This window comes from Nocardiopsis synnemataformans, assembly GCF_965343085.1.
GTDB classification, from domain to species: domain Bacteria; phylum Actinomycetota; class Actinomycetes; order Streptosporangiales; family Streptosporangiaceae; genus Nocardiopsis; species Nocardiopsis alborubida.
Genome location: NZ_CBDRFA010000047.1, coordinates 44,602 through 65,813 on the forward strand (window position 1 = coordinate 44,602; position 21,212 = coordinate 65,813).

The following is a 21,212-nucleotide window of genomic DNA, read 5'->3' on the forward strand; positions in this document are numbered from 1 at the left end:
ATGGCGACCGACCCCACCAAGCTCTCCATGGCCCAGGCCCTCAATCGGGCCCTGCGCGACGCCATGGCCGAGGACCCGGCGGTGTACGTCTTCGGCGAGGACGTCGGCCCTCTCGGCGGCGTCTTCCGCATCACCGACGGCCTCACCGCCGAGTTCGGGGAGAACCGCTGCTTCGACACCCCGCTCGCCGAGTCCGGGATCGTGGGCATGGCCGTCGGCATGGCGATGAACGGCATGCGCCCCGTGGTGGAGATGCAGTTCGACGCGTTCGCCTACCCGGCCTTCGAGCAGATCGTCAGCCACGTGGCCAAGACGCGCAACCGCACCCGCGGCCGGGTCGGGCTGCCCATGGTCATCCGCGTCCCCTACGCGGGCGGGATCGGCGGCGTCGAGCACCACTGCGACTCCTCCGAGGCCTACTACGCCCACACGCCCGGCCTGACCGTGGTCACCCCGTCCACGCCCGCCGACGCCTACTTCCTGCTGCGCGAGGCGATCGCCTCCGACGACCCGGTCGTGTTCATGGAGCCCAAGAAGCTCTACTGGGGCAAGGACGAGGTCGACCTGTCCGCGCCCGAGCCGCCCATCGGCCGCGCCGTGGTGCGCCGCCCCGGCACCGACGCCACCCTCATCGCCTACGGCCCCTCGGTGCCCACCGCGCTGGAGGCGGCCGAGGCCGCCGCCCAGGAGGGCCGCAGCCTCCAGGTGGTGGACGTGCGCTCCCTCGTCCCCTTCGACGACGCCACCGTGTGCGAGGCGGTTCGCTCCACCGGGCGCGCCGTCGTGGTCGCCGAGGCCAGCGGGTACGCCAGCGTCGCCTCGGAGATCGTCGCGCGGGTGACCGAGCGCTGCTTCCACTCCCTGGCCGCGCCGGTGCGCCGCGTCACCGGCTTCGACATCCCCTTCCCGCCGCCGAAGCTGGAGCGTTTCCAGCTCCCGGGCGTGGACCGGATCCTGGACGCCGTCGACGACCTTCAGTGGGAGGACCAGTGACGACGCAGACCTTCGACCTCCCCGACCTGGGCGAGGGACTCACCGAGGCCGAGGTGGTGCGCTGGCTCGTGTCCGTCGGCGACACCGTGGCCGTGGACCAGCCGATCGTGGAGGTGGAGACCGCCAAGTCGATCGTGGAGGTCCCCTCCCCCTTCGCGGGCACCGTCAGTGAGCTGCACGGCGAGGAGGGCCGGGTCATGGAGGTCGGGCGCCCCCTGATCAGCGTGACCGACGGTTCCGGGAGCGAGGCCGCGTCCGCCGCCGGGGCCGCCACCGCGACCGCGTCCGGGTCCGACGCCGCGCCGGTGTCGGCGGAGGGGGAGCGCTACCGCGAGGAGGAGCGCGCCGGAACGGGTTCGGGCAACGTGCTGATCGGCTACGGAACGCCGGAGGCCGCGGCTTCAGGGCGCCGTCGGCGTCCGCGTGAGCGCCCGCCCGCGGGACCGGTCCAGCCTGCCGTCCCCACCGCAGCTGGCCCGGCCCGGCCTGCCGTACCGGCCCCCGCCGCTCCCACCGCCACGCGTCCGCCGCTGGTCACCTCACCCCTGGTGAGGCAGATGGCCCGCGAGGCGGGGCTGCGGATCTCCGAGGTTCCCGGAAGCGGCCCTGGCGGACTCATCACCCGGCGCGACGTGCGCGAGGCCATCGAGGCCGCGCAGGTTCCGGCCGCTGACCCCGCCGCCGCTCCCACCGGACCTGCCGCTGACCCCGCCGCTCCCGCCGCCGGGCCGGAACCCGTCGCGACCGGCGCCGTGGACGCCCGCACGGGACTGGCCGAGTCCCGGCGCGTGGCCATGAGCGGGTTCCGCCGCAGCGTGGCGGCGTCGCTGTCCCGCAGCCGCAGCGAGATCCCCGAGGCGACCGTCTGGGTGGACGTGGACGCGACCGAGCTGGTCCGCCTCCGGCGGTCCGACCCGTCCGGGCCCGGCCTGATGTCCTACGTGGCGCGGTTCGTGGTCGCGGGCCTGCGCGCCCACCCCGAGCTCAACGGCAGGGTGGACACCGAGCGCGGGGAGCTGGTCCAGTACGACGGGGTCAACCTGGGCCTGGCGGTGCAGACCGACCGTGGCCTGGTCGCCCCGGCCGTGCTGGGCGCGCACCGGCTCACCACGACCGAGCTGGACGGTGAGATCCGGCGGCTCACCGCCGCCGCCCGGGAGGGCAAGGCCTCCCCGGCCGAGATGGCTGGCGGCACCTTCACCCTCAACAACTACGGGTCGCTGCGGGTGGACGGCAGCGCCGCCATCATCAACCACCCGCAGGCGGCGATCCTCGGCCTCGGCCGGATCATGGACCGCCCGTGGGTGGTGGACGGCGAGCTGACCGTCCGCAAGATCACGCAGCTGTCGTTCGCCTTCGACCACCGCGTGTGCGACGGCGGGGCCGCCGCGGGCTTCATGCGCGTGGTCGCCGACGCCATGGAGAACCCGGCCGCGGCCATCGCCCGCCTGTAGGCCGGGACGGAGCGGGCGCCCCGGGGACTCGTTGTCCCGGGGCGCCTCCGGCCGTTCTGGAGTCCACTGGGCGGTGTTCGCTCGGCACGGTCTAGGCTCGGGCGTCATGACCGTGGGAACTGTCGACCAGTGGGTCGTCAACGCCGCCGAACCGCACATCCTCGCCCGCTTCTGGGCCTTCGTGCTGGGCGGTGAGTCGGTATTGCGGGACGACGGATGGGCGTACGTGGAAGGCGCGGGGGGCGCCCACCGGTTGTCCTTCCAGCCCGATCCCAAGCCGAAGACCGGGCGCAACCGCATCCACCTGGACGTACGGGTGGACGACATCGCCGCCGCCACCGACGCGGTCGTGACCAGGGGAGCCAGCCGGAGGGGCGTTCCGGTCACCGATGAGCAGGGATCCTTCCAGGTACTGTTCGACCCCGAGGGCAACGAGTTCTGCCTGGTGGAGCCTGCCGCCCGTTGACGGCGGAGGTGCCTACCTCGCCGTGATCCGCTCCATCAGGCCCGCCACCAGGGCGACCTGGCGCGGTGTCCCGCCGACCAGGACGTGCTCGTCGCGCGAGTGCGGCCCGGCGCCCACCGCGCCCAGCCCGTCGAGCACCGGGCGGCCCAGCGCGGAGACGAAGTTGGCGTCGCTGGCCCCGCCCACCGAGACCTCCTCCAGGGAGGCGCCCAGCTCCCCGGCCACCTCCCGCAGCAGGCCGAACGCCTCCTCCGAGGGCGGGTTGGGGTTCATCGGCGGACGGTTCCACCCGCCCGTGACCTCGACCGCCACGCGCGGGTCGGCGGCGGCGAGCGCGGCCAGCCCGGTGTCCACGCGGGCCATCTCGGCGGGGTCCTGCACCCGCACGTCCACCCCGCAGCGGGCGTGTCCGGCGACGACGTTGTACCCGGTCCCCCCGGAGACCCGGCCCACGTTCACCGTGGTGCCCAGCTCCGGTGCGGACAGGGCGGTGAGCGCGGGCACGACCTGGGCCAGGGCGTGCACGGCGCTCGCCCCCGCGGCGGGGTCCAGGCCCGCGTGGGACTCCACGCCGCGCACGTCCACGTCGAAGATCCCCATGCCCTTGCGCCGGGTCTTGGGCATGCCCTCCCGGCTGGGCTCGAGGACCAGGGTCAGGTCCACGCCCTCGCTGGCCCGCTCGATGTGCGGGCGCGACGCGGGGCTGCCGATCTCCTCGTCCCCGGTGAGCAGCATCCGCACGGCGGGCCGGGGCAGGTCCAGCTCGCGCAGGAGCCGCAGCGCCCAGGCGCTCTGCACGATCCCGGCCTTCATGTCGAAGCAGCCGGGGCCGCTGAACCGGTCGCCGTCGACCGTGACCGGCCACCCGGCCAGGGTTCCGGCGGGCCAGACGGTGTCGTAGTGGCTGACGAAGAGCACGGTCCCCGCCCCGGTTCCGGGATAGGACACCTCCAGCACGTCGCCGAAGGAACCGCCGTCGTAGCGGACCCGGGTCTCGGGAGCGCCCAGCCGCCGGACCAGCCACTCCTCGATGCCGTCCAGCCCGGCGGACAGCAGGTCCCGGTCGCCGCTGGGGGTCTCCAGCTCCACGAGGGCGCGCAGGTCGTCGATCATGCTGGGCAGGGCGCGCTCGGCCGCGTCCGCCAGCCTCGCGGTCACCGTCTGGCTCATGTGTCACTCTCTTCGTTGCGGTGGGCAGGGGATCCCGCTCGCGGCGGGAAAGGCGCGGTCAGCGCACCGGAACACCCGGTCCCAGCGGGATGCCGAGCGCCCACCAGCCCAGGAACAGCAGGGTCCAGCCGATCAGGACGGTGAGGCACAGCGGCAGCGTGAGGGAGATCAGCGTGCCGATGCCCGCGTCCCGGCGGTAGCGCTGGAGGAAGCCCAGCGCCATGACGAAGTACGGGCTCATCGGGCTGATGACGTTGGTGCTGGAGTCGGCGATGCGGTAGACGGCCTGGGTCGTCTCGGGAGGCACGTCCAGGAGCATGAACATGGGCACGAAGACCGGCGCGATCAGGGTCCACTGCGCGGAACCGCTGGTGATGAGCAGGTTCAGCGCGGCGGCGAACACGATCATGCCGAGGAAGAGCAGTACGGGGTGGACCCCGGCCGAGTCCAGCAGCGCGGCGCCGCGGATCGCCACGATCTCGCCGATCCCGGTCCAGCGGAAGTAGGCGAGGAACTGCGAGGCGGCGAAGAACAGCACGACCACCGGCGCCAGGTCGCGCACCCCCGCGGTCATCGCCTCGGGGACGTCCCGCGCGGAGGCCACGGTGCCCGTGGCGCGCCCGTACACGATTCCGGCGAGCAGGAACAGGACGCCCAGCACGTAGGCGACACCGGTGATGATCGGCGAGCCGAGGACCGTCCCGTCCTCCCCGCGCAGGGGCGAGGCCGGGGGCACGAGCGCCGCCGCGAGGACCGCCACGGCCGCCAGCACGGTGAGCCCGGCGTTGCGCAGCCCCCGGAGCTCGGTGTCGGAGAGGGTCATGGAGCCCAGCTCCCGCGCCTCCCGGTCCCCCTCGCCGTCGCCGTCCTCGGTCAGGCCCTCGGAGCGCCTGCTCAGCAGGAACTCGGTGACGAGGGTGATCAGGGCGGCGAGCACGACGGCGGAGACGGCACCGAAGAAGTAGTTGTCCAGCGCCGTGACCGTGTAGCCGGGGTCGATGATCGCGGCGGCCTCGGTGCTCAGGGCGGACAGGAGCGCGTCGGTGGGCGTGATGAGCAGGGACGCGTTGTACCCGGCGGAGACGGAGCCGAAGGCCACGACCAGGCCGAGGACGGGACTGCGGCCCGCGGCCTTGAAGAGCAGGGCGCCCAGCGGGATGAGCACGACGTAGGCGGCGTCGGAGGCGACGCTGCCGGTGACGCCGGTCAGCGCGACGGCGAAGGTCAGCCACCGGGCCGGGACCCTGGTGACGCTGCCGCGCAGCATCGCGTTGAGCAGGCCGCTGCGCTCGGCGACCGAGACCCCGAGCATGACGACGATGATGATCGCCAGTGGTGGGAAGGTCGCGAAGTTGTCGATCGCGTCGCCGACGATGGTCTGCACGCCCTCGGGTGAGAGCAGGCTGCGGACCGCGATGCGCTCGCCGTCCACCGGAGAGACGGCGAAGACGCCCAGCGCGTTGAGCAGGGCGCTGAGCGCGATGACGATCCCGGCCATGATCGTGAACAGCCAGAACGGGTGGGGCAGCTTGTTGCCCACCCGTTCGATCACCTGGAGGGAGCCCAGGAGCAGCCGCATCGGCAGCCTGGGGCGTGTGGAATCGGTCGTGGTCACCCGTGCTCCCTGACGTCCGGGCGGGCTGGCGCCCCTCCCGTGCTGCGTTGACCAGTACATTGCATGTGCGGTGGATGGATATGTCAACCACCAGCGATAAAGTGGTGGAATCATTCATCAGAGACGGCATGTGTGGTGACTGTGGTCTTCTCGGAAGCGGACGCGGTGCTGGACGAACTCGACATGGACCTGGTCGCCGCCCTCCAGCTGGCGCCCAGGTCGCCGGTCAGCGCTCTGGCCGAGGCCGTGGGGAGTTCGGCGAGCACCGTGGGGCGGCGGCTCCAGCGCCTCCAGTCCGAGCGCTCCGTGCGCGTGGTCGGCCAGGTGGACTGGCCGCTGCTCTCCGACGCCCATCCGCACCACGTGTGGATCACCACCGCCCCCGGCAGCTCGCGGCGGGTGGCCCGCCGCCTGGCGGAGCGGCCGGAGACGCAGTTCGCGGCCGTGACCAGCGGCGGGTCCGACGTCTACTGCGTCGTCCACCCCTTCCGCCGCGACCGGGCGGCGGACCTGCTCGCCCACGGGATCCCCTCGGTGGAGGGAGTGGCGGCCACGCGGTCCGACCTGGTCCTACGGGCGGTGAGCCGGGCCGACTCCTGGCGGTTGGACCGGCTCGACCCCGCGCGGACCCGGGCACTGGACCCCTACACCGACGCGGGGGAGAACGAGGCGGCGGAGGAGCCCCGCAGCCCGCTGAGCGTGCAGGAGGCGCTCGTGGTGCGGATGCTGCACCGCGACGCGCGTGCCGGTTCGGGAGAGGTCGCCCGCGCGCTCGGGGTCAGCCAGTCCACGGCCTACCGCCTCGTCCAGTCCGTGCTGGAGCGCCGCATGGTGCGCCCCCGGGTGGAGGTGGAGCCCGCCCTGCTGGGCATGGGCGTGGAGGCGGTGCTGGCCCTGGAGGTCAGCCCCCGTGAGATCGGCGGCGTCGCCGACGCGCTGGGGGCGCACCCCTCCGCGCGCTACGTCTCGGTGGTGGCCGGGACCTCGTCCGTGATCCACCACGCGGTGTTCCGCGACGAGGCCGAACTCGCCGACTTCCTCTCCGCGGACCTGGGGCGCCTCTCGGGCATCACGGGCCTGCGGGTCTCGGTGGTGCTGGACGTGCTGCGCCGCTACTGGACGGCGCGCGAGGGCGTGCGGCTCGGGCCGCCTGGCCCGTCGGCGCTGCTGGACGGGGAGCCGCCCGCCGGGGAGTGAGTGGCTCCCCCGGCCACGCCACAGTCGGGGGCATCGCCTGTCGGTGAAGTCGACATGTCCGTTCGCCGCCGTGCCTACTTGACGACGTGTCTACTTACCGACATGCCTGTTTGACGATGTTCCTTCTTACGGATGCGTCCGTTCGCCTGTGTGGCGACGTACCTACTCCTCCCCGCCCTTGGCCACCAGCGTGAGCACGTCGTAGGTGGCCACGGCCTCGCCGTCCTGGTCGGTGACCAGGGCGTCCCAGCGCACCTCGCCGTAGTCGGCGTTCGTGCGCGGGGTGATCTGCTTGGCGGTCAGCGTCACCCGGATCGTGGCGTCCTCCTTCACCGGGGTGAGGAAGCGCAGGTTGTCCACGCCGAAGTTGGCGAGCACCGGGCCCGGTGCCGGGTCCACGAACAGGCCCGCCGCCAGCGACACCACCAGGTAGCCATGTGCCACGATCCCGCCGAACAGCGGGTTGGCGGCGGCGGCCTCCTCGTCGGTGTGCGCGTAGAACGTGTCACCGGTGAACTCGGCGAAGTGGTCGATGTCGGCCCGGGTGACGGTGCGCTCCGCCGACCGGATCGTGTCGCCGATCCGCAGCCGCGACAGGTCCTTGCGGAACGGGTGCACGTCGCCCACGGTCCGCTCGGAGCCGGTGGTCCAGTGGCCGGTGATCGCGGTGACCATGTCCGGCGGGGCCTGCACGGCGGTGCGCTGCATGTGGTGCTTGACCCCGCGCACGCCGCCCATCTCCTCGCCGCCGCCCGCGCGGCCGGGCCCGCCGTGCACCAGCACGGGCAGCGGGGAGCCGTGGCCGGTGGACTCCTTGGCGTCGTCGCGGTTGAGCACCAGGATGCGCCCGTGCCAGGGCGCCAGCCCGAGGACGACCTCGCGCGCCACGTCCGGGTCGCGGGTGACGAGCGAGCCCACCAGGCTGCCGCTGCCCCGGGCGGCGAGCTCGACGGCCTCGGCGACGCCGTCGTAGGCGATCACGGTGCTGACGGGGCCGAAGGCCTCCACCTCGTGCGGCTCCCGGGCGCCGGGTTCGGCGCGCAGCAGGACCGGGGACATGAACGCGCCCGACTCGTCGTCGGCCCCGTTGACCTCCACGCTCTCCGGGTCGCCGTAGACGACCGCGCTGGTGGCGCGCAGGGCCTTGACCGCCTTGCGGACCTCTTCGCGCTGGTCGAGCGAGACCAGGGCGCCCATCCGCGTGTCCGGGTCGTCGGCCGCGCCGACCACCACCTTGGCCAGGCGGTCGGTCAGGGCCCTGGTGACGGCCTCCGCCATCGCCCCGGGCACGATGACGCGGCGGATGGCGGTGCACTTCTGCCCGGCCTTGACCGTCATCTCGGTGACGACCTGCTTGACGTACAGGTCGAACTCGGGGTCCTCCTCGGTCACGTCCGGGCCGAGGATCGAGCAGTTGAGGGAGTCGGCCTCCACGTTGAGCTGCACGCCGCCGCTGACCACGTTGGGGTGGTTGCGCAGGATGGCGCCGGTGGCGGCGGAGCCGGTGAAGCCCACGACGTCCTGCGGGCCCAGGGCGTCGAGCAGGCCCCGGTGGCTGCCGACGAGGAGTTGGAGGGAGCCCTCGGGCAGCAGGCCCGACTCGACCATGCGCCGCACGACCGCGACGGTGAGGTAGGCGGTCTGCCCGGCGGGTTTGACGATGCTGGGCATCCCCGCGAGGAAGGCGGGAGCGAGCTTCTCCAGCATGCCCCACACCGGGAAGTTGAAGGCGTTGATCTGCACGGCCACGCCCGGGCGGGACGTGTACACGTGCTGGCCCACGAACGTGCCCTGCCTGCCGAGCGGCTCCAGGGGCCCGTCCAGGATGACGGTGGAGTTGGGCAGCTCGCGGCGGCCCTTGCTGGAGAAGCTGAAGAGCGTGCCGAAACCGCCGTCCACGTCCACGGCGGTGTCCCGCCTGGTCGCTCCGGTCCGGTGGGAGAGGGCGTAGAACTCCTCCTTGTACTCCGTCAGGTACTTGGCGACCTCCTTGAGGATGTTCGCGCGCTGGTGGAAGGTGAGCGCGCGTAGCGCCGGGCCGCCGACGGTCCGCGCGTGGTCGACCATCCCCGCGACGTCGGGGCCGTTGGACGAGATCCGGGCGACGGTCTCCCCGGTGTTCGCGTCGGCCAGGGGCGCGCCCTCGTCCGCGGGGGTGAACCATGCTCCCCGCGCGTAGCTCTGGAGTGTTTCGGGCACCGGACGGTCCTCTCCTCGGGCTGTGCTCTCTGACGAACAGTATTACAGACCGATCGGTCAGTAAATAGCCCCAGGAAAGCCGCGCCGCTTCCCACCTGCTCTTTTCCTGCTTGTCCACAGGTCGGGTCCACAGGTCGGGTCCACAGGTTCGGGTGGGGATCGGCACGTCCCCTGGCGCGTCCGCGCGAGAACCGCAGTTCCCGCGCGCGGAAACCGGGGCCGACGCTGTAACACGGAGGCCCCACCAGACAGAAGTGGGGTGAGACCGCACGGAAGGAAGCCGATGAGCAGTGAGGACACGGACACGGACACGGAGGAACCCGCGAAGAGCGAGTTCACCCGGTTCTTCGAGCGGTACCACGGCGACGTGTACCGCTACGCCGTGCGCCGCCTGGGCGCGGACTGCGCGGACGACGTCGCGGCCGAGACCTTCGGCGTCGCCTGGCGCAGGTACGACCGCCTGCCCAAGGACCAGCCCCTGCCCTGGCTCTACGGGGTGGCGCGCAACGTCATCCGGACCCGGCTGCGCAGTGAACGGCGTCGCGGCGAGGTGCTCAGCGCCGAGGCCGACGCCGGTGTCCCCGGAACGGCCGACACCGTCCGCCAGGTGGAGGAGCGCGACACCGCGCTGCGCGCCCTGGACCGGCTCAGCGCCACCGACCGCGAACTGGTGATGCTCCTGGCCTGGGAGGGCCTGGAGCTGACCGAGGCGGCCCGGGTCCTGGGCTGCACCACGGCCACCGCGCGCGTGCGCCTGCACCGGGCCCGCCGCCGGATCGAGCGCTTCCTGGACTCCTCGTCCCCGGCGGACCGGGACGCGTCCCCAGCACGTCCGGCGACGCCGGGCACCCCGCACGTCCGAGTTCCCGTGGAGGAGAAGTGAACCGTAACCCCGCCAGCCGTGGCTCGCGCGGCGACACCGACGCCGTGCGGAGGATGCTCGCCGCGCACGACCCCGCGGCCTCCGCCCGCCCCGACCCCGCGGCCCGTAACCTCGCCCGGATCGAGGCGGTCGCCTCGGGCGACCGCCACCGGGTCCGCGGCCTGACCCCCCGGCGCTTCGCCCCGCGCCTGGCGCTGGGTGCCGCCGCCGCGTTCACCGCCGTGGCCGTGCTCGGGTCCCTGGGCTGGAACGCCGTCCAGCCCGCGTACGCCGGTCCGCCCCCCACCCCGCTGGAGGTTCCCCTGGCCACCGACCTGTCCGCGGGCCGTGAGCGCCTCCTCGCCCTGGCCGAGGCCGCCGAGGGGCAGCCCCCGCCGCCCGCCGGCGGCGACGTCGCCTACGTGCGCACCGCGGAGTGGACGTTCACCTACTCCCAGAACGCCGACACCGGCGAGGCGGGCTGGGGGATCGCCCCGACGAACGAGCAGGTCTGGCGCACCCCGCACGAGTCCGGGCGCAGCGTCTCCACACCGAGCCTCCCAGAGCACGAGGGCGGCGACCCCGGCCCGCTCCGGTGGCTCTTCGAACAAGGGCCCGAGGAGTCCGAGTGGGGCGGCGGCGAGGGCGGGAACGGCATGTTCTTCACCTTGGAGCCCGGCAGCCTGTCCACCGACCCGGACCAGCTCGCGGAGCAGCTCCTGGCGGTCGGCGGCCAGGCCTCCGGAGCCACGCGGGACCCCTCCCCCGGGGTCGGGCTCGTGTACGCCCTCCAGCTGGTGTACGAGGAGGCCCCCGTCTCCCCCGAGGTGCAGGCCGCCGCGCTGCGCGCGCTCGCCGGACAGGAGGACGTGCTGTACGCGGGCACTGCCCGGGACAGGGAGGGGCGCGAGGGCGAGCTGTTCCTGGTCGAGGAGGACGCGGGGGACGGTCACGTCCTGGAGCGCAGGATCATGTTCGACGCCGGCACGGGCGTGCCGCTCTACCACGAGACGGTCGCCGTGGAGTCACCCGGGGAGGAGGGGCTGCCGAGGGTGAACAACTACACCGTGCTGGTGGAGTCCGCCTGGGTGGCGGAGGTGGGGGACACCCCCTGACCCCCCGGGGTCACCCCACTGACCTGTGGGTTCGCCCCCTGACGACGGGGTCGGTACCGGACGCGGTGCGGCCGGTACCGACCCGGAGCCAGCCGTGAACCGTCCCGGAGTCAGCCGCAAACCGGGGCGGAGCGCGCCGAAACCACACATCGCTTTGTCGACATTCGGGCTGACATGGCGACGAGTCCGCAAATGGACGTGTCGACACGCGGCCGGGCGACCGCGCCCGGCCGCCCCTACCTGGTGAGCGCCAGAACCTCGGCGCCAGGCAGGTCGGCGAGCAGCTTGCCGGGCACCAGCAGCTTGGAGCGGCGCACCCCGCTGCCCACCACGACCTCGGCCTCGGCGGCGACCGCCTCGTCCACCAGGACCGGCCACCCCTCCGGCAGGCCGAGCGGGGTGATGCCGCCGTACTCCATCCCGGTCAGCCCGGTGGCGTCGTCCATCGGCGCGAACGAGATCTTGCGGGCGCCGAGACGGCGGCGGACGATCCCGTTGACGTCGGCGCGCTGGGTGGCCAGCACCATGCACGCCGCGTAGGACACCTCGCCGCCGCGCCTGGCCGCGACCACCACGCAGTTCGCGCTGGTCTCCAGGGGCATCCCGTACCGTTCGCAGAACTGCGCCGTGTCCGCGAGCTCCGGGTCGATCGGCGCCACCCGCGCGTCCCCGCGGCCGCGCACCGCGGCCAGGACCGGGTCGGCCAGCAGCTCCGGGTGCTCGTCCGCACGTACCCAGTTCAGTCCACCGGACATGGCACACCTCGATGTCGTCGTGAAGGTCGTTCGGAGGAGGTCCTCCGACAAGGGGACACCGCCAGGCTAGGGCGTGTTCGGTGCATGCTGCCCGTCACGCGGCAGGGTGTGCGCTCGCCGAGCCTGCCCTAACGGCCGTCTCGGTGGCGCCCGGCGATCCGCAGCGCCAGTTCGGCCAGGTCCCCGGCCCGGTAGCCGGGCCACCCGTGCACCGCCTCCAGGTACTCCCCCGGGATCGCGCTCGCGCCCCAACGGGCGCCGAGCAGCGCTCCGGCGATCGCGGCCACGGTGTCGGTGTCGTTGCCCGCACGCACGGCGGCCATCAGCGCGGGGGCGAACCCGCCCGGCTCGCGCACCACGGCCGACCACGCCGCCTGGAGGGCGGCGACCACGAACCCGTTGTTGTCGAAGGCGTGCGGCGGACGTTCCTCTGCCTCGGCCAGCCACGCCGCCCATGCTCCGCGCCGCTCGGGCGGCAGCAGCTCCAGACCCGCGCGCACGCCCGCCAGGTCGCCGTGCGCGACCGCGTGCCGGACCCCCTCGCACCACAGCACGCAGGCCTCGGAGGCCAGCGGGTCGCCGTGGGTGAGGCGGCTGTAGCGGTCGGCGGCCGCGGCCAGGCCCCTCGGGTCGTCGGGGTAGGCCAGGGCCAGCGGCCCCGTGCGCATGAGCGACCCGTTGCCCGCGCTCGACACCCCCTCGGCGAAGCGGTCCGCCGCCGCCCGCTCCATCACCTCGGCCACCTCCGGCCGCCGGTACGCGTGCCCGGCGCGGCCCATCACCCACGCCGTCTGGTTGCCGATGTCGGTGGCGCCCTCGTCCCTCCACCGCAGGAAGGCGTCCGCGGTGTGCCGCAGTGCCTCCGCCGACAGCGGGTCGCCGTGCTCGCACAGGGCCTCGGCGATGCACACGGCCATCTGGGTGTCGTCGGAGTACTCGCCCGGGGCGTAGGGACCCAGCCCGCCGCCGACCATCTCGGGGATCCGGTCCCGCGCGAGCGGCGGCCCGAACTCGTAGGGCACGCCCAGGGCGTCGCCGCACGCGGCGCCGAGTAGGACGCCCGCCGCGCGGTCCTCGCGGGTTCCGGGGGAGGGGAGGTTCACAGTGGCCTCACAACGTTTCGGTACCAGGGGTGCTGCGAGTCGACCCTACTGTCCGGCGCGTGTCCGCATCCGGCTCGGGAGCGTGGGGTGCGGGATGGTGCGGGGACATAGAATCCGTCCCATGGAGACCCCCACTCCCGATCCCCTCTTCGGCATCACGCTGCACGAGCGCTACATCCTCGGGAAGCGGCTGCGCAGCGGTGCCTCGGGAACCGTCCACGTCGCGCACGACCTCGGCGGTGACCAGACCGTCACGGTCACCGTCCTGCACCCCTGGCTGGTGGGCGACCACGGCGCGGTGCACGCGTTCGTGGACCGCGCCCAGACCCTGGAGGGCCTGTCCCACCCGGGGATCGCCCGGATCCTCGGGCACGGCCGCGACGGCGAGCACGTGTACGCGGTCGGCGAGTACCTGCCGGGACAGACCCTCGCGGAGGCGCTGGGCGAGGGCGGCGGAGGGCTGCGCTACCCGGTACGGGCGGCGCTGGCCATCGTGGCCGGAACGCTCACCGCGCTCGACGCCGCCCACGGCGCGGGCGTCGTGCACGGCGCGCTCGACCCCCACACGATCGTGGTGGACGGTGAGGGAGGGGTGCGGGTCACCGGTTTCCCCCTGCTCTTCGACGCCGAGGAGGACGCCGGCCCCGAGACCCGTACCGACGTGCACGCCGTCGGGCGACTCCTGTACACGCTGATGACCGGCGTGCCCGCGGACCCGGAGGCCCACCCGCTGCGGCCCTCGGCCGTCATCCCCGGCCTGCCGCCCGACCTGGACATGCTGGTCGCCAACGCCACCGACCCCAACCCGCGCTACCGCCCCCGCGACGCGGGCCAGTACCTCACCGTGGTCGAACAGGTGCTGCGGTCGCTCCCCGGGTCCCCGGCGGACCCCGCCGACGTCGACACCCGGCCCATCCCCGTCATCACCGACGCCCCGCCGGAGCGCAGGGAGGAACGCGCCGCGCCGGTCCCGCTGTGGCGGCGCACCCCCGTCCTGGTCACCGCGGGCGTGCTGGTCCTGGTCCTGTTCGCCGCCGGATGGGCGCTGGTCCCGGACGACCGAGTCGCGCTGCCCGACCTCGTGGGCGCCTCCAGCGAGCAGGCCGAGGAACGGCTGGCCGGGCTCGCCATGGACCTGACCGTGCGCTTCGAGGAGGCCTACAGCGACACCGTCGGCGCCGGGGCGGTCGCCGACAGCACGCCCGCGCCCGGCAGCGACGTGGCGCGGGGCGCCGAGGTCCTGCTGCACGTCTCCACCGGGCCGCGGTACTCCGAGGTCCCCGACGTGGTCGGCGGCACCGAGAACGAGGCGCGCGAGACCCTGCGCCAGGCCGGGTTCACCGGTATCGAGATCGTTCAGGAGCACTCCCCCGACCAGCCCCCCGGCACAGTCCTGGCCACCGAGCCCGCGGTGGGCGAGGAGGGCGACCGTGAGGAGCCGGTCGTGCTCAGCGTGAGCGAGGGCGTCATCGTCCCCACGCTGATCGGTATGGGCCAGGAGGAGGCCGCGACCGCCCTGGCCGGACTCGGCCTGGTCGTGCAGGTCACCGAGGAGCACCACGACACCGCGCCCGTCGGCGAGGTCAGCGGGCAGGACCCCGAACCCGGCACGATCCTGCCGGAGGAGGGCGCCGTCGCCCTCACCGTCTCCCTCGGCCCGGAGCCGGAGGAGGAAGAGGAGGAGGAATCCGAGGAGGAGGCCTCCACCTCCGAGGAGGACGACGTCCGGGGTGACCGGGGCGACGGGGACGGCCGGGGTGACCAGGACGGCTGGGGCGACTGGGGCGGCCGGGACGAGGACGACGACGGTGGACGCGGGGACGGCGGCGGCTCCTGCGACGCACCGCAGTGGGACGAGGGCACCGTGTACGACACCGGTGACCGGGTTCAGCACCAGGGCCGTGAGTACGAGGCGCGCTGGTGGATCCAGGGCTACCCGCCGAGCAGTGACCAGTGGGGTGTGTGGGAGGACAAGGGCTCCTGCTGAGGCGCACTGAGGCATAGCGCCGCGTGGTGCCGGGGCGTTCCCGGGTTCCCGGCCCTGGCGGTCACCACCAGGGCCGGGCGGCGCGAGGACCCGGCGCCGGTGCCGGGCGTTCGGCTCGACGTGTGCCGGGCACGGTGCCCGGGGGTCAGGTCGACGCGCCCGCGGTGAAGTCCCCGGCGCGCTCGCGCGCCCACGCGCGGAAGGTCAGCGCGGGTCGGCCGGTGACCGCCTCGACGTCCCCTGAGGCCGGCTCGGGTGCCTCGACGAGGGAGACCCAGTAGGCGAGCCCGGCGGTGGCGAAGTCGGCGCCCATGGTCTCGGTGAGCTCGGCGCGGGCCTCCTCCTCGGGCTGCTCATCCCAACGCACCGGCAGTCCTGTCTCCTCTCCGAGGATCCGCACCTGCTCTGCCTGGGTCAGTGACTCGGGCCCGGTCACCGTGCCGGAGGCGCGCACGGCGCTCTCCGCCCGTCCCCACACGCTGTCGGCGTCCTCCCCGGCCGCGACCGCCGAGAAGTAGACGACCCGGCGCACGTGTCCGGTCAGGGCCGCCACCGTCTCCTCGATTCCCTCCGTGCCGTACCCCGGCCAGAGCAGGTACGCCCCCGCGGTTCCCTCGGCGGCGGAGGACACGGCCTTGGGATCGGTGATGTCGCTCCCGACGACCTCGACCCCCTCGGGCATCCGAGCCCTCCCCGCGTCCCGCACGAGAGCCCGCACGGGGCTGGTCTACGCGGTCGGCTCTGGCGACGCGCTCGGCCTGTGGAACGTCTTCGTCACCACGTCGCTCACCGAGACCTCACCGAACTACTGGGAGCACACACCCGGAGGCTGCTAGGGAACGGCGGCTAGGCTCCGCTCCCACCGCGCGCCAGGCGCCCGAAGTGGCTCACCGCGGCGCCCAGCGCGAAGTGCGCGGCCTGGTGCTCGGTCATCGGGACCACCCCGGCCGGGACGGTCACCCGGAAGGGGAACTCCTCGTCCGGCCGGATGCGGAAGTCGTCAATCACTCCCTGGGACAGGAGCATGGTCAGGGCCTCGCGGACCTGCCCGCTGCGGTTGTCTGACGCCCAGATCGACATGTCCCCAACCCTAGCCCGGCGGGGGGCGTCTCTCGGGTGGAACGGCGAACGCGCTTCGGGCGGACAACGGATACGGGCGGGCCGCGACCGCGACCCGCCCGTGCTCCGGGGCACGGACACGACCCCCGTGGTGCCCGTCCCCGCCGTCCGCTGCTGCCGTCCGTCGTCCCCCGACGGCGGACGCGGCGGACGGAGTCCGTTGTGCCTCAGCCGCCCTCGGGCAGCTGGGCCTCCCCCGCGAGAACGTTCGCGGTCAGGCGGCGCAACGCCAGCCTGGTGGCCTCGAACTCCTCCTCGGGGAGGTCGATGACCCTCCCGATCGCCTCCGGGATGCCCTCGGCGCGCGCCCTGAGCCGCCCGCCCTCCTCGGTGAGGACGACGAGGACGGAGCGCTCGTCCCGCGGATCGCGTCCCCGGACCAGCAGTCCCCGGGCCTCCAGCCGCTTGAGCAGCGGTGTGAGGGTCCCGTAGTCCAGTTGGAGCACGGAACCGAAGTCCTTCACCCAGCACTCGCCGCGCTCCCAGAGCAGCATCATCACCAGGTACTGGGGATAGGTCAGCCCCAACGGCTCCAGCAGGGGCCGGTACAGGTTGGTGACCGCACGCGACGCCGCGTAGAGAGCGAAGCACATCTGCTCGTCGACTGCGGGAAGAGGGAAGCCGCCCGCGGGGGCGGGGGATCGGTCGGCCATCGCCACCATCGTAGTTACCCCGCGCCCGATTTCCAAAGCCCACAATTACCTTGCGCGCAAAGAAAAGTGGTACGGGGTTCCCTATGTGTGACGCGTGGGGTCGCCGCAGGTCGGAGAGGGCGCCGTTTCCTCGTGCCGGAACCCCTCCCGTCACCCCGCCGACCTACCGGCGCGGTTCCTGGTAGGGCAGCAGGCGCTTGACCACCTTGCCCGTGGCGTTGCGCGGCAGCCCGTCCACGACCACCACGTCGCGCGGCACCGAGAACCGCCCGAGCGCCTGCCGCACGTGCGTCCGCACCCGGTTCGGGTCCACGCCCCGGCCCTCGTGCGGCACCACGTACGCCGCGAACCGCTGCCCGAACTCCTCGTCGGGCACGCCCGTCACCACGACCTCACGCACCTCGGGAAGCGTCACGATCGCCTCCTCCACCGGCCGGGGGAACACGTTCTCCCCACCCGAGACGATCATGTCGTCGTCCCGTCCCGCCACGTGCAGCAGGCCGTTCGCGTCCACGTGGCCCCGGTCGCCGGTCTCCATCAGACCGTCCGCGACCCTCTTGCTCCGCCCGTCCGTGTAGCCGTCGAAGAGCATGTCGTTGCCGACGTGGATCGACCCCTCCGTCCCCGGCGGGACCTCCGCCCCGCCGGAGTCCAGGACCGCGATCCGCGTCCCCAGGGGCGGGCGGCCCGCCGTCGTCGGGGACAGCCGCATGTCCCCGGGCGTCGCGATCGTCGCCCACGACACCTCGGTCGACCCGTACAGGTTGTAGAGCACGTCCCCGAACGCGTCCATGAAGTCCGTGATCAGCTGCGGGCTCATCGACGAGCCGCTGCACGCCACGATCCGCAGCGACGACGTGTCGTACCGCTCGCGCGTGGACCGGGGCAGGTCCATGATCCGCCGCAGCATCACCGGCACCGCGAACAGCGCCGTGCACCGCTCCTCCTGGACCGTGCGCAGCGCGTCCTCCGGCTCGAACAGCCGCCGCGTCACCAACGTCGCCCGCATCGACATGCCCAGCTGCACGCCCGCCAGCCCCCACGTGTGGAAGACCGGCGCCGAGACCAGGATGCGGTCCGAGGAGCGCAGCGGGATGCGCGACAGCACCGACGCCGCGTCCTGCGGCCCCTTCGGGGTCGGCCTCCGCGCTCCCTTCGGTGTGCCCGTCGTCCCCGACGTCAGCACGATCAACCGGCCGGGGCGCTCCGGCGGCTCCGGGTCGGCCTCCGCGCCCTCCCGCGCCTGCCACGGCACCCGTGGCCCCCCGTCGGAGGGCTCTCCCCAGGCCGTCACCCGCACGACACCGGGTTCGAGTTCGGCGCACACCCCCTCGAACTCGGCGTCGGCGACGACCACCGACACCCCGTTGTCCCCAACCGTCGCGGCCAACTGGCCCGCCGACAGCCCCGTGTTCAGCAGCACGGTGTCGGCGCCCAGGCGCCCGCAGGCCACCATCGTCTGCACGAAACCGCTGTGGTTGCGGCACAGCACGCCCACGCGCGCCCCCGCGCCCACACCCGCGCGCCCCCGCGCCCACACCCGCGCGGCGCAGGTCCCGGGCCAGCTCGCGGCCGCGCAGGTTCATCTCGCGGAAGGTCGTGGGGCCACGCTCGTCGACCACCGCGACGGCGTCGGGCACGCGCTCGTTCGCCGCTGCGTAGCCCCCGGCGATCGTGGCGCCCCACGTGCGCAGCGCGCGGAGCTGGCGGGCGACCCTGTCGGGGCGTCCAGGGCTGAGCACACCGGCGCGGACGAGCACCCGCACCGTTTCCAGGACGTGTCGCATGCGTGAGGGGGCGGGCGGACCTCCGGCGTTGGGCGCCATGGTGTCTCCGAGGGTGCCGACGGGGACGGGCGAAGCGTTCCGCGCCTCACCGGGGAGCCTTCGCCGCGTGACTCCCAGGAAGTACTGCGACCGTAGGTGAGGAACCCCCGTCGTTTCTCCGTCCCCGGATGAGTCCCTACCGGCGCGTGGTTGTCACCCCCGTACGAAGGACGGGCATACGCGGACCTCGCGGGCACCGCGGCGGGGCCGCCGCGCACACCGCGCGGCGGCCCCGGGCAGCTGCCATGTTCGGTGGGAGCTAGCCGGTCACGGTGACGGGTGAGGACGGGTCGTCGGCGTTGGTCACCTCGTAGACCGCGTTGAAGGGAGCCTCCGTCGCGCTGGTCGGGCAGCCGAACCCGCCCGTCACCTCGACCGGGGCCGCGGTGTCGAAGGCCAGGGTCGAGGCGGGGGAACCGTTGGTCCACGTGCCGCCGATGGCGGCGGGCGCGTCAGGGCTGACCGTCGCGGTGCACGAGGACAGACCGCTCGTGGTCACCACGATGCCCCCGGCGGGGATCACCATGGTGCCGACGGTCGGCGACCCGTGTTGCATGGTCATCTCCCACACGGGATCGGCCGCGGTGACCGTCGCGTACACGAAGGGGACGTTGGTCGAGCAGTCCGTGAAGCTCGGCGCGTTGATGGTCGAGGAGACCGCGCCGCCGGGGTTGTGGTTGCCGGGAGCCGCGGGAACCAGGTTGTTCCCGTTGCCCGGAGAGGTGGACGACGCGTCGCAGGTCACCACGACGCTGCCGGCGGTGAAGGTGGCGCTGCCGCTCAGGCTGGCCTCGAAGGCCGCCCCGGCGGGCGTCACCGTGGTCGGACCCTGCTGGGCGGAGGCGCTGCCGCCCCAAGCCAGGGCCAGGACACCCGCCGCGGCCGTCGCCAGGAGGGCGCGGACGGGGGATATCGGTCGCGGAACCGACATGGGTACTCCTTGTGTGTGACGGCCGGACGGCACGAGGATGCGCCGCACGGCGGGATCGGGGGGTGTACGCGCCGAATCGGTAGACGTGGTTTTCCTGTGGCCTCCGGGAACACACGGGCTCGTGATGCCCTCCCGCGTGTCCCCGGTGGTACGGGTGGCTGGGATCAGTCCTCGGCCCGGGGGGCCGAAGGGTCCTCCACGCCCTCTTCCCCCTCCGCCCGGTGCCTCCGTCGTCGTCCCCTCCTCCGGGGCGGCCGGGCGACCGGCCGCCAGGAGAAGGCCAGCCCGCCACCGGCCAGCGCCAGCAGGGTGCCGACCACCAGGCCGCCCAGGTTGGACAGGATGAGCGCGCCCAGACCGAGGAACCCGGCCAGCGAACCGGTGATGACGTGCTGGTTCGGGGTGAACCAGGTGACCAGGCCCAGGACGGCGAGCATGCCGCCGAACATCAGCGAGGAGACCCCGCCGACACCGGTCTGGATCATCAGCTCCACCGGCATCGCGACGAGCGACGCCATGACGGCACCGGAGAGGATCATCAGGAGCCCTCCCGCGAAGGGGCGGCGCTTGCGCCATCCGCGCCAGCGCGCCCCCAGACTCCGCGACGGCCTCAGAAGCACTCGTCGTCCCCCATGCTGATGCCCATGCTCAGGCCGGAGAGACGGAAGGTCCCGGCGCTGGCGGCCCTGGCCGTCTGCTCCAGGTCCTCGATCACGATCGTGTCGGACTGCATGCCGAACAGGTCGTTGAACCCCCGCGCCCCCTCCGGGCCCTGGTCGAGGGTGCCCGCGTCGCGGCCGATCTCGATGTTCTCGAAGGAGGCGTTGCCGTCCATCTGCGACATGTCGATCACCAGGTTCTCCGCGATGACCGGGGTGCCCTGGTCACCGGCGGTCAGCCGGAGAGAGATCTGCCCGACGATGGGGAACTCGGTCAGGACCGACTGGCACAGCCCCTGGATCTCGGCCTCCCGGATTCCGGCGACGGCCACCGGCACGGCCTCCTCGCGGACCGTCTGGTCCAGCCAGCCGTACTGGACGAAGCCCTCGCCGTTCAGTTCCTCCGCGGCGATCTTGAACTCCTGGCCGGAGACGGTGAACGAGGCGGCGAGAGCACCCTGGGCCATGGCGATCAGGATGCCGCCCACGGCCGCGCCCGCGGGAAGCGAGAAGAGCGCGAAGCGCTTCCAGCTGGTGTGGCTCTCGGGGGTGTCGGGGGATGTGGTGTCCATGCATGTCCTTCCGTGGGTGCATGGCCGCGCTGCGCCTGCCGTCCCCCCGAACCTTCGGCACGCGGCCTGGTCGCGGTCGTCCCCGCCTGTCGGGGCGCCGGACCAGAGTCCGTTCCGGTAACGCTGCACATCATGTATTGCATCCGAGGAGATTTCAAGGGTGTTATCCGAACTTTCCCACCTTTTCCGAGTTTCACGCCAAACATGAGTGCGGCACTGTTGAGGAAGGTCCTGAGCTGCGCAAACGTACAAATGGGCTTGTCGACGAGGCGCCTACGCATTTGGTGGAGAACGCTCTTTGTCATTCGGGTGAGCGTTCTCCCGCACCGGTCTTCTCAGCCAGGTGAGTCGTCGGCTCCCACCCACTTGCCCGTGCGCGGACACGCGCCCGAGGTGACGTGTGAGCGGCGACACGTGCACTGTGGTTTGCTCGATGTTCACGAGGGGGGTAGTGTTCTCCGAGTCGCCACGGGACGGCGAGCGGCCCTCGGGTCGACTCAGAACCGGACCGGGTCCGGCGACATCCTTCCTCCTCC

19 protein-coding genes are annotated in these 21,212 nt (G+C 73.1%); 7 read left to right on the forward strand and 12 right to left on the reverse strand.

The genetic code is table 11. The features are described 5' to 3' along the window. From ACSIH6_RS24730 to ACSIH6_RS24740, 3 genes are all read left to right on the forward strand, one after another. On the forward strand, nt 1-993 hold the full coding sequence (locus tag ACSIH6_RS24730) for an alpha-ketoacid dehydrogenase subunit beta (protein ID WP_435110699.1): 993 nt from the start codon (nt 1-3) through the stop codon (nt 991-993). Beyond that, nucleotides 990-2,447 carry a dihydrolipoamide acetyltransferase family protein gene (locus ACSIH6_RS24735; protein WP_435110700.1) on the forward strand — a complete coding sequence of 486 codons (1,458 nt, stop codon included), beginning with the start codon at nt 990-992 and terminating at the stop codon, nt 2,445-2,447. Before ACSIH6_RS24730 ends, ACSIH6_RS24735 begins: the two co-directional genes overlap by 4 nt. 106 nt (nt 2,448-2,553) lie before the next feature. Next, on the forward strand, nt 2,554-2,913 hold the full coding sequence (locus ACSIH6_RS24740; RefSeq protein ID WP_435110701.1) for a VOC family protein: 360 nt from the start codon (nt 2,554-2,556) through the stop codon (nt 2,911-2,913). 12 nt (nt 2,914-2,925) lie between these two features. Here ACSIH6_RS24740 and ACSIH6_RS24745 read toward each other — a convergent pair whose 3' ends face one another. Together ACSIH6_RS24745 and ACSIH6_RS24750 are read right to left on the reverse strand one after the other, a co-directional pair. Further along, a complete protein-coding gene (locus tag ACSIH6_RS24745; RefSeq protein WP_435110702.1) occupies nt 2,926-4,083 on the reverse strand; it encodes a M20 family metallopeptidase in 1,158 nt (385 codons plus the stop codon). A gap of 58 nt (nt 4,084-4,141) precedes the next feature. Further along, nucleotides 4,142-5,662, reverse strand: a complete 1,521-nt coding sequence (locus tag ACSIH6_RS24750) for an AbgT family transporter (protein ID WP_435110716.1) — start codon at nt 5,660-5,662, stop codon at nt 4,142-4,144. A gap of 201 nt (nt 5,663-5,863) precedes the next feature. Between ACSIH6_RS24750 and ACSIH6_RS24755 the strand changes: the two genes are divergently transcribed. Then, on the forward strand, nt 5,864-6,895 hold the full coding sequence (locus ACSIH6_RS24755) for an Lrp/AsnC family transcriptional regulator (RefSeq protein WP_435110717.1): 1,032 nt from the start codon (nt 5,864-5,866) through the stop codon (nt 6,893-6,895). Between the two features lie 162 nt (nt 6,896-7,057). Here ACSIH6_RS24755 and paaZ read toward each other — a convergent pair whose 3' ends face one another. After that, on the reverse strand, nt 7,058-9,094 hold the full coding sequence (gene paaZ, locus ACSIH6_RS24760; RefSeq protein ID WP_435110703.1) for a phenylacetic acid degradation bifunctional protein PaaZ: 2,037 nt from the start codon (nt 9,092-9,094) through the stop codon (nt 7,058-7,060). 283 nt (nt 9,095-9,377) lie between these two features. Between paaZ and ACSIH6_RS24765 the strand changes: the two genes are divergently transcribed. Both ACSIH6_RS24765 and ACSIH6_RS24770 read left to right on the forward strand, forming a co-directional pair. After that, nucleotides 9,378-9,977 (forward strand): RNA polymerase sigma factor, encoded by a 600-nt coding sequence (locus ACSIH6_RS24765; protein WP_435110704.1) that lies wholly within the window; start codon nt 9,378-9,380, stop codon nt 9,975-9,977. After that, nucleotides 9,974-11,071, forward strand: a complete 1,098-nt coding sequence (locus ACSIH6_RS24770) for a CU044_5270 family protein (protein ID WP_435110705.1) — start codon at nt 9,974-9,976, stop codon at nt 11,069-11,071. The genes ACSIH6_RS24765 and ACSIH6_RS24770 overlap by 4 nt, the downstream gene beginning before the upstream one ends. 236 nt (nt 11,072-11,307) lie before the next feature. On the opposite strand, the gene ACSIH6_RS24775 is transcribed toward ACSIH6_RS24770, so the two are convergent. Together ACSIH6_RS24775 and ACSIH6_RS24780 are read right to left on the reverse strand one after the other, a co-directional pair. Beyond that, complete coding sequence (locus ACSIH6_RS24775; protein ID WP_435110706.1) at nt 11,308-11,826, reverse strand: YbaK/EbsC family protein; 519 nt, start codon at nt 11,824-11,826, stop codon at nt 11,308-11,310. 128 nt (nt 11,827-11,954) lie between these two features. After that, nucleotides 11,955-12,929 (reverse strand): ADP-ribosylglycohydrolase family protein, encoded by a 975-nt coding sequence (locus ACSIH6_RS24780; RefSeq protein ID WP_435110707.1) that lies wholly within the window; start codon nt 12,927-12,929, stop codon nt 11,955-11,957. 121 nt (nt 12,930-13,050) lie between these two features. Here ACSIH6_RS24780 and ACSIH6_RS24785 point away from each other — a divergent pair, with 121 nt between their 5' ends. Then, entirely contained in the window at nt 13,051-14,916 is a 1,866-nt protein-coding gene (locus ACSIH6_RS24785) for a PASTA domain-containing protein (protein WP_435110708.1), read from the forward strand. Nucleotides 14,917-15,061: 145 nt separating this feature from the next. Here ACSIH6_RS24785 and ACSIH6_RS24790 read toward each other — a convergent pair whose 3' ends face one another. From ACSIH6_RS24790 to ACSIH6_RS24820, 7 genes are all read right to left on the reverse strand, one after another. Then, on the reverse strand, nt 15,062-15,598 hold the full coding sequence (locus tag ACSIH6_RS24790) for a Rossmann-fold NAD(P)-binding domain-containing protein (RefSeq protein ID WP_435110709.1): 537 nt from the start codon (nt 15,596-15,598) through the stop codon (nt 15,062-15,064). Between the two features lie 164 nt (nt 15,599-15,762). Then, complete coding sequence (locus ACSIH6_RS24795) at nt 15,763-15,996, reverse strand: hypothetical protein (RefSeq protein WP_061083424.1); 234 nt, start codon at nt 15,994-15,996, stop codon at nt 15,763-15,765. Between the two features lie 206 nt (nt 15,997-16,202). Continuing rightward, the gene (locus ACSIH6_RS24800; RefSeq protein ID WP_435110710.1) at nt 16,203-16,697 is read right to left on the reverse strand and encodes a MarR family winged helix-turn-helix transcriptional regulator; all 495 of its coding nucleotides are present in this window, start codon (nt 16,695-16,697) and stop codon (nt 16,203-16,205) included. Nucleotides 16,698-16,851: 154 nt separating this feature from the next. Beyond that, nucleotides 16,852-18,186, reverse strand: a complete 1,335-nt coding sequence (locus ACSIH6_RS24805) for an AMP-binding protein (RefSeq protein WP_435110711.1) — start codon at nt 18,184-18,186, stop codon at nt 16,852-16,854. Nucleotides 18,187-18,773: 587 nt separating this feature from the next. Beyond that, nucleotides 18,774-19,445, reverse strand: coding sequence for a hypothetical protein (locus ACSIH6_RS24810; protein ID WP_435110712.1), 672 nt, complete (start codon nt 19,443-19,445; stop codon nt 18,774-18,776). A 164-nt stretch (nt 19,446-19,609) separates the two neighbouring features. Continuing rightward, nucleotides 19,610-19,984, reverse strand: coding sequence for a DUF6114 domain-containing protein (locus tag ACSIH6_RS24815; protein WP_435110713.1), 375 nt, complete (start codon nt 19,982-19,984; stop codon nt 19,610-19,612). A 71-nt stretch (nt 19,985-20,055) separates the two neighbouring features. Then, nucleotides 20,056-20,676, reverse strand: coding sequence for a DUF6230 family protein (locus tag ACSIH6_RS24820; protein WP_150250789.1), 621 nt, complete (start codon nt 20,674-20,676; stop codon nt 20,056-20,058). Nucleotides 20,677-21,212: the final 536 nt, after the last annotated feature.

Excerpts from the sequence above, each read along its gene's own strand:
- ACSIH6_RS24765 (WP_435110704.1), top strand. The coding sequence starts at position 9,378 with ATGAGCAGTGAGGACACGGACACGGACACGGAGGAACCCGCGAAGAGC.
- ACSIH6_RS24775 (WP_435110706.1), bottom strand. The coding sequence starts at position 11,826 with ATGTCCGGTGGACTGAACTGGGTACGTGCGGACGAGCACCCGGAGCTG.
- ACSIH6_RS24800 (WP_435110710.1), bottom strand. The coding sequence starts at position 16,697 with ATGGTGGCGATGGCCGACCGATCCCCCGCCCCCGCGGGCGGCTTCCCT.
- ACSIH6_RS24740 (WP_435110701.1), top strand. The coding sequence starts at position 2,554 with ATGACCGTGGGAACTGTCGACCAGTGGGTCGTCAACGCCGCCGAACCG.
- ACSIH6_RS24815 (WP_435110713.1), bottom strand. The coding sequence starts at position 19,984 with ATGATCCTCTCCGGTGCCGTCATGGCGTCGCTCGTCGCGATGCCGGTG.
- ACSIH6_RS24750 (WP_435110716.1), bottom strand. The coding sequence starts at position 5,662 with ATGCGGCTGCTCCTGGGCTCCCTCCAGGTGATCGAACGGGTGGGCAAC.
- ACSIH6_RS24745 (WP_435110702.1), bottom strand. The coding sequence starts at position 4,083 with ATGAGCCAGACGGTGACCGCGAGGCTGGCGGACGCGGCCGAGCGCGCC.
- ACSIH6_RS24790 (WP_435110709.1), bottom strand. The coding sequence starts at position 15,598 with ATGCCCGAGGGGGTCGAGGTCGTCGGGAGCGACATCACCGATCCCAAG.
- ACSIH6_RS24795 (WP_061083424.1), bottom strand. The coding sequence starts at position 15,996 with ATGTCGATCTGGGCGTCAGACAACCGCAGCGGGCAGGTCCGCGAGGCC.
- ACSIH6_RS24730 (WP_435110699.1), top strand. The coding sequence starts at position 1 with ATGGCGACCGACCCCACCAAGCTCTCCATGGCCCAGGCCCTCAATCGG.
- ACSIH6_RS24820 (WP_150250789.1), bottom strand. The coding sequence starts at position 20,676 with ATGGACACCACATCCCCCGACACCCCCGAGAGCCACACCAGCTGGAAG.
- ACSIH6_RS24785 (WP_435110708.1), top strand. The coding sequence starts at position 13,051 with ATGGAGACCCCCACTCCCGATCCCCTCTTCGGCATCACGCTGCACGAG.
- ACSIH6_RS24810 (WP_435110712.1), bottom strand. The coding sequence starts at position 19,445 with ATGTCGGTTCCGCGACCGATATCCCCCGTCCGCGCCCTCCTGGCGACG.